The sequence below is a fragment of the bacterium genome (genome assembly GCA_041648665.1).
Lineage (GTDB): Bacteria > UBA10199 > UBA10199 > 2-02-FULL-44-16 > JAAZCA01 > JAFGMW01.
This window is the reverse complement of sequence record JBAZOP010000129.1, coordinates 1-6,090: the sequence shown is the minus strand read 5'-3', so window position 1 is coordinate 6,090 and position 6,090 is coordinate 1. Positions and strand designations below refer to the sequence as shown.

General features: G+C 58.7%; 9 protein-coding genes. All 9 read left to right on the top strand.

Annotated elements, in window-relative coordinates:
- A partial coding sequence (locus tag WC683_18925; protein MFA4974685.1) for a hypothetical protein occupies positions 1-303 on the top strand: 303 nt, incomplete at its 5' end.
- Positions 291-557, top strand: coding sequence for a hypothetical protein (locus WC683_18920; protein MFA4974684.1), 267 nt, complete (start codon positions 291-293; stop codon positions 555-557). The genes WC683_18925 and WC683_18920, both read left to right, overlap by 13 nt.
- Positions 554-805, top strand: a complete 252-nt coding sequence (locus tag WC683_18915) for a hypothetical protein (protein MFA4974683.1) — start codon at positions 554-556, stop codon at positions 803-805. Before WC683_18920 ends, WC683_18915 begins: the two co-directional genes overlap by 4 nt.
- Positions 802-1,002, top strand: coding sequence for a hypothetical protein (locus WC683_18910; protein ID MFA4974682.1), 201 nt, complete (start codon positions 802-804; stop codon positions 1,000-1,002). Before WC683_18915 ends, WC683_18910 begins: the two co-directional genes overlap by 4 nt.
- 483 nt (positions 1,003-1,485) lie before the next feature.
- Complete coding sequence (locus WC683_18905) at positions 1,486-2,931, top strand: DNA methyltransferase (protein MFA4974681.1); 1,446 nt, start codon at positions 1,486-1,488, stop codon at positions 2,929-2,931.
- Positions 2,918-3,592 (top strand): hypothetical protein, encoded by a 675-nt coding sequence (locus WC683_18900; protein ID MFA4974680.1) that lies wholly within the window; start codon positions 2,918-2,920, stop codon positions 3,590-3,592. The genes WC683_18905 and WC683_18900 overlap by 14 nt, the downstream gene beginning before the upstream one ends.
- A gap of 1 nt (position 3,593) precedes the next feature.
- Entirely contained in the window at positions 3,594-4,532 is a 939-nt protein-coding gene (locus WC683_18895; protein ID MFA4974679.1) for a hypothetical protein, read from the top strand.
- On the top strand, positions 4,462-5,814 hold the full coding sequence (locus WC683_18890; GenBank protein ID MFA4974678.1) for a replicative DNA helicase: 1,353 nt from the start codon (positions 4,462-4,464) through the stop codon (positions 5,812-5,814). Before WC683_18895 ends, WC683_18890 begins: the two co-directional genes overlap by 71 nt.
- Positions 5,811-6,090: DUF1064 domain-containing protein (locus tag WC683_18885; GenBank protein MFA4974677.1), on the top strand; the 280-nt coding region annotated here is incomplete at its 3' end. The genes WC683_18890 and WC683_18885, both read left to right, overlap by 4 nt.

The following is a 6,090-nucleotide window of genomic DNA, read 5'->3' as shown; positions in this document are numbered from 1 at the left end:
GCAGTTGACGATGTAGGATTCACCCCGCTGCGCCGCTCGCGCTGCGCTGAGCGGAACCAGCACATCCGACATAGCCTAACGGCGGCGCGGTGGGGATCGGACAATATCGGACAAAGTACGGACAAACTGGGAGATGAGACGATGAGCGACAGAGACAACCCCAAGAGCGCGATAGCAATACCCAAGGGCGACGATGCAGGTGACGGCGGTACGAGTTGGGTCGGCGGCTGCGCAGCGATGCTTGCGCTGCTGATCGTCGGCGCTAGTGCGGTAATTGCGGAGGTGGTGAGATGGATAGCGTAAGGTACCAGATGGACGGGGACACGGTTATTGTAGAGCGCGGCGGGCTACACTACCGCTACACCTATGGGGAGCTGCAACAGAGTATCGAGCGGCATACGGTCTTTGCACAAAAGGCCGCGGAGAACCTGGAGACCATGCGGGGTGCTATGGGCTACCTGCGCGAGCGCTTGACGCTGGAGCAGGCCAACGCCCGCTACGCCACGGATACGCAAACCGCTTGGGGGCGCATGGGCGTGAAGGGCGGTGCGATGTGACACGCACTATCAGCGACGAAGAGGCCGCCATTCTCAAGCGCGGCGGCCTGTGCTTGGCCGACTTGACGGACTATCGGTGTCGCCTGCCAGAGTGGAGCGATAGCGGCGTGTTCGGTGACGAGTATTGCCTGCGCTGCGAGCACAAGGGCGACGCCTGCCACATGGGGGCTATCGAGACGAGATACCTGGTCTATCACTTTTGCGCCTGGGTGGATGAGAGAGAGATGGCGCCGGAGGTGGCGGGGTGATACCTGAATGGTGTCTATTCAGAGACGAGGACGACTTGATTCTGCTGGGCAAGTATTCGTGTCGCCATTGCTACCGAGTCGGCCACGAGCCAGCCAGCATCATCCACACGGCAGAGTGCCCGGTGAGCAAGGCCATTGCACAAGCCAAGATTGACGCGCGGCGCAACGGCCCTACTCCGTGGCACAAGCAGAGATGAATCCAGCGCCGGGGAGGACCACCCGCGCCCGACACGCGGCGGCGCTTTGAGACGTAACGCAAGACGCTTGAACGCTATTGACAGACGCGTGGCGTTATGATATACTGGTAGGCAGTCGGGGGACTGAATGCGCGGTAACGTAGGAGTTTTCTTTTTTAATGAAAACGTATACCATTAGAAGGCAACGCGCTGCTATTGTTCCTGGGGGATGTGCTAACTCCTCGTTAGTGCATTCAGTCTACCCCGACAACCCAGACAACGATGGCGGCGCGTTGCCTTTTAGTGCCAACAAACAGCAGAGGCCGCCTTTTACAGCGGCCTCGCATCTCGCGCTCGAAAGCACGAGAGGGACTATGCCTGGGAGTCCTTGCGGAGTAACGCTAGCCAGATACCCGAAGGCGCGGACTAGCCACCAGGCACACACGCATTATAGCACGAATTGGGTGAGTCGAGTCACCGAGTTTGTAGGGAAGTAGGGGAGCAATGCAGACCATCAAGGTAGATGCCATCGTATGGGACCCCAGTGTTTACCCGCGTGAGAAATGGAACACGCACACTATCGACACTTACGCCGATGCGCTCAAAGGGGGCGCGCAGTTCCCGCCACTAGTTCTGGAGCAGGGAACGAACCGGCTGCTAGACGGGGTGCATCGTTGGAAGGCATACCAGAAGTACGCCGCGCTCTACCAGGAGCACCTAGCACAGCCAGCCCTGGACGGCATAAACGCCGATGGATGGGCGCCCGCCCTGGACGAAGTACCCGTCGAGTTTCACGAAATCCCCGTCGGCGTTCCAGCCAAACTCTACGCCGCTAGCCTAAGCGTCAAGCACGGGGACAGAATCAGCAATGCCGAACGCAAGGCCGTAGCGCGTGAAGTGTACGAGGAAAACCCCGAGTTCATCCTTCAGAACCTCAAAGACCTTTTGGCTATCTCTATGGGTTCAGCCCATGACTACGTAGCCGACATTCTGGCGCGCCGCAAAGAGGCGCAGAAGATGACGGCGCTTCGGCTGAATCTTTTGGGATGGACACAGGAAGAGATTGGGCAATCCATCGGCCTAAATCAGCGAACCGTTTCGGACACGATTTTACCGGAATTTTCAGACTTGAAAAAGACGGTAAGGAAACTGCTGGCCGAGGGCCATCCCCACCTAGACGTAGCCGAACGCTACAACATGCCGCTGATCCTGGTATGGGCTATCGACCTGGAAGGGCGCACGGACGCCGAACGTCTGGAGCGCTTAGGGATTGCCATACAGCCCTATGACGTGTGGAACTTTGGCAAGTGCCACGACCTGTTTGGAGCAAAGCACCCTGGGCGCATCCCCGGCGAACTGATAGCCCACGTGCTCTACTTTTACACGGAGCCGGGGGCGATGGTAGTTGATCCTATGGTGGGCAGCGGAACAACACTTGACGTTTGCCTTGCCATGGGGCGCAAGTGCTACGCCTATGACATAGATGCCCGCCACAATCGGCCCGACGTGATCCTTCACGACATAGCCCAAGACGGATGGCCCGAGCGTGTGAAAAAGGCCGACCTGATATTCTGGGACCCCCCATACTTTCGCAAGATGGACAGCATGAACATTGGCGAGGATGGCTATATCGAAGGCTCGATTAGCAAGCTAGGGCCCGCCGGATACTTGGACTTTTTCAATGTGCGTCTTGGGCAGCTCCGCAAGATGGTACGCCCTGGCACGAAGATCGCGTTTCTCATGAGCGACTGGGATGACGACACGGGCAAGGAACAGGGCATATTCCTATGGGCCTACGCTAATCAACTCCAGGGCGCCGGATGGAAGATGGTTCGTCATATCCAAGCGCCACTATCTACCCAGCAGGTACACCCCGACATTGTAACCAAGTTTCGCAAAGCGCGACGGCTGGCACGGCTCGAACGCTATTTACTCATTGCTGAGGCATGACATGAAAGAGACGGCGCTCCTGTACATTTCGAGCGATGCCATAGAGAACTACTGCGCAAACCATCCTCTGGAGTGGCCGGAGCGCAGCGTTGCTAACGGAGAAGGAAACGTCTTGACGCCCACCCCAGCCATAGCCGTCTTTTTCAGGCTGCTAACCAAGACTGGCGACCTGTTCACGCAACAGGCATATCTAAGTTTCGCGTGGCAGGAATGGGCAGAGTCACGACACAAATTCACGCAAGCGCAGATAGACGGGCTTGGGGCCCGCCTGTATCGCAACTTCTACCCATCGGCCATAGATAGCTTGCACGTGTGGGCGCTCTTGGTAGAGACGGGGCGCTTTGACAAGTGCGTGATTGACACTGTAGCCGACGCCGTGGGAAAGACGGATATTACCGTATGGCCTACGCTGAATGGAAATCCCTTACGCATCGCCCTATACACGGATAACCCATACTCAAGGGCACGAACTGAGTACAAGCGCGAGTTTCGGGGCGCAGCGCCCAGGGGCACAATCGACGTTACTCTCAAGATGGACCGCCCCAAGCAGCCCGGCAACAAGCGATGGTACAACCAGGCGGACCTTACTCCCATCTTTAACGCCCTGCGTGGGCAACTGGGCGCAACTACTGGGCCCGCGTTTGCGATAGGTGGTAACTAGCATGAAAACGTGGGTCAAGCTCTACACCGAAATCAACCGCGATCCTACCATGGGAGAATTGACGCTAGCGCAAAAGGGCGTGTGGATGATGCTGCTGGCGCTGGCCGGCGAGATAGACGCCAGAGACGAGAACGACTTAGAGACGGGAGAGCTTGACACCATCGCGCGCGTGGCTTGGAGCATTCGCTGTACCAAGGACGAACTAAACGACGCGCTGGCCGCATTAGAAGAGCGCGGCATGGTAGAAGAGCGCGATGGTATTCTGTGGCTGCCCAACTACGCCAAGCGCCAGAGACGGGCGCCATCGGATGGACATATCGCCGTTGCGGAGCGTGTGAAACGACACCGAGACAAATTCCTCGCACCGCGTAACGAGGATGTAACGCCGTTACAAGATGATGTAACGAGCCTAGAGTCAGAGTCAGATACAGAGACAGATAATACATCGCCTTCGGCGGAGCGCGTCACCGACGAACCAAAGAAGCCCGCCACGTCAAAGCAAAAAGTCTTGTCATCTTTGGGGCTGGCTATCGCACGTGTATGCGAAATGAATCCAGACACCATAGACAGCAAGCACTTTTGGCAGATTAACACCGCGGCCAATGTGCTAGGCAGGGCGGGGCACGAGCCAGAACAGATAGTGGAACTGTACGGGCAAGGCGGCAAGTGGTACACGACCTTCCCCGGCCTAGATGCCAGAACGGGCAATACAAGGCCCCCGCGCCTAGATGAGATACGCAACGGGATAGACGCTCTCAAGGCGACGGGCAAGCAAGCATCCCCCCCACGCGCCAGTCCGGGCCCACCCCGCCCGCCTATCGTTACTGAGGACTGGACTCAAGAATTGACGACAGCCAAGGAGGACGGCAATGGGCACAACGCCAGAGCTACCGAACAGCAGACAAACCGAAGAGAACCTGATAGCATCGCTGCTCATTGACCCCGACGCTATTCTAAGGGTCGGCGGCACGGGCCTAGTGCCAGAGGATTTTTACACGCCCGGCCATAAACTGGTTTACAAGGTTATCCAGCGCTTGGCGGCCAAAGGTGAGGCCGTGGATCTCGTTACCGTCGGCAACGCGCTAGAGCAGGTGAACGGCAAGATGGGCAACGCCCTGGACTACATCGGCGGGCGCGCGGAGCTATCCCGCATGGTGGCCCTGCTGCCAACGACGATCTACGCCGCGGATTACGCGCGCGACGTGCGCGACCTGGCCTTCCGGCGCAACCTGATTACGGCTTGTACGAGCATCATCACCGCAAGCTACAACCACGAGGGCACGCGCGACGCGCTACAGCAGACGGCGGCGGAGACGTTCGGCAAGGCCGTCCAGGTAGAGGATGAGCATAGCCACCTATACGGCACAGACGAGGCGTTGCTAGACTACCTCGTCAGGCAGCAAGAGCGCCAGGACCAGCTCAAGCGCGACCCGTTCGCTTTGGTGACAACGCCCTGGAGCGACGTAAACCGCCTGCTGATCGCCCTGGACGTGGGCATGGTGCAGGTGATAGCCGCCCGACCAGGTATCGGTAAAACCATCTGGATGGAAAACGTGGCCGAATACAACGCCCAGCGCAACAAGGCCATCGCCTTCTACCATCTGGAGCTATCCCACCAGTTCATGCTAGACAGGCGCATGGCGCGTTGGTCCGGCGTACCCTATGACGAGCTGCGAAAAGGCGAGCACGGGCTAGAGGTAGAGCGGGCCACGGACACGATACGCCAGTGGCAAAAGAACATGACGTACATCCATTGCCCCGGCTGGAGCGCAGAGCGCATCGTGGCCGACGCCGCAAGGCTACAGGCAGAGGGCAAGGCCGATATTGTCATCATCGACTACCTGCAAAAGCTGGCCATGCCCGATAGCCGCTATCGTAACGAGTCAAGCATCATCGGCGGGCAAGTGGCGCACATCAAAGACGCGGCTGAGCGCTTGAGCTTTCCGGTGCTCCTGGGTTGCCAGGTGACACGCGACCTCAAGCAACGCAAGTCTGGCCGGGCCATGCTGACGGACCTATACGGTTCGGGCATGATCGAAGCCTACAGTAACCAGGTGTGCATCCTCCATTCGCCGCTAGAGGATGACCCGGACCCGGAGCGCGCCGTGGAGCCACGCGAGCTATACGTTGACAAGAACACCCAAGGCGCCCTGGGGCTAGTGAACCTAGCGCATCGCTGTGGCCGATTCCGCCTAGAGCAACAGGCAAGGGGGCAAGCATGACCACCTACAGCAAGCCCGTGATCCACGGCAAAGACGCCGCCACCATCAAGCGGCTAGGCATAGGCGAAGGGCACAAGGCGAGCAAGTACCACAACGTGCCGACGGTAGTTGATGGGATCTCATTCGACAGCAAGGCCGAGGCCGCGCGCTATGGCGAGCTCAAGATGCTGGAGCAGGCGGGGCAGATCGCCAACTTGCAAGCGCATCCTACGTTCATCATCGTGGACAAAGACGCGCACGGCGGGTTCATGCGCTACGAGGCCGACTTCATGTACC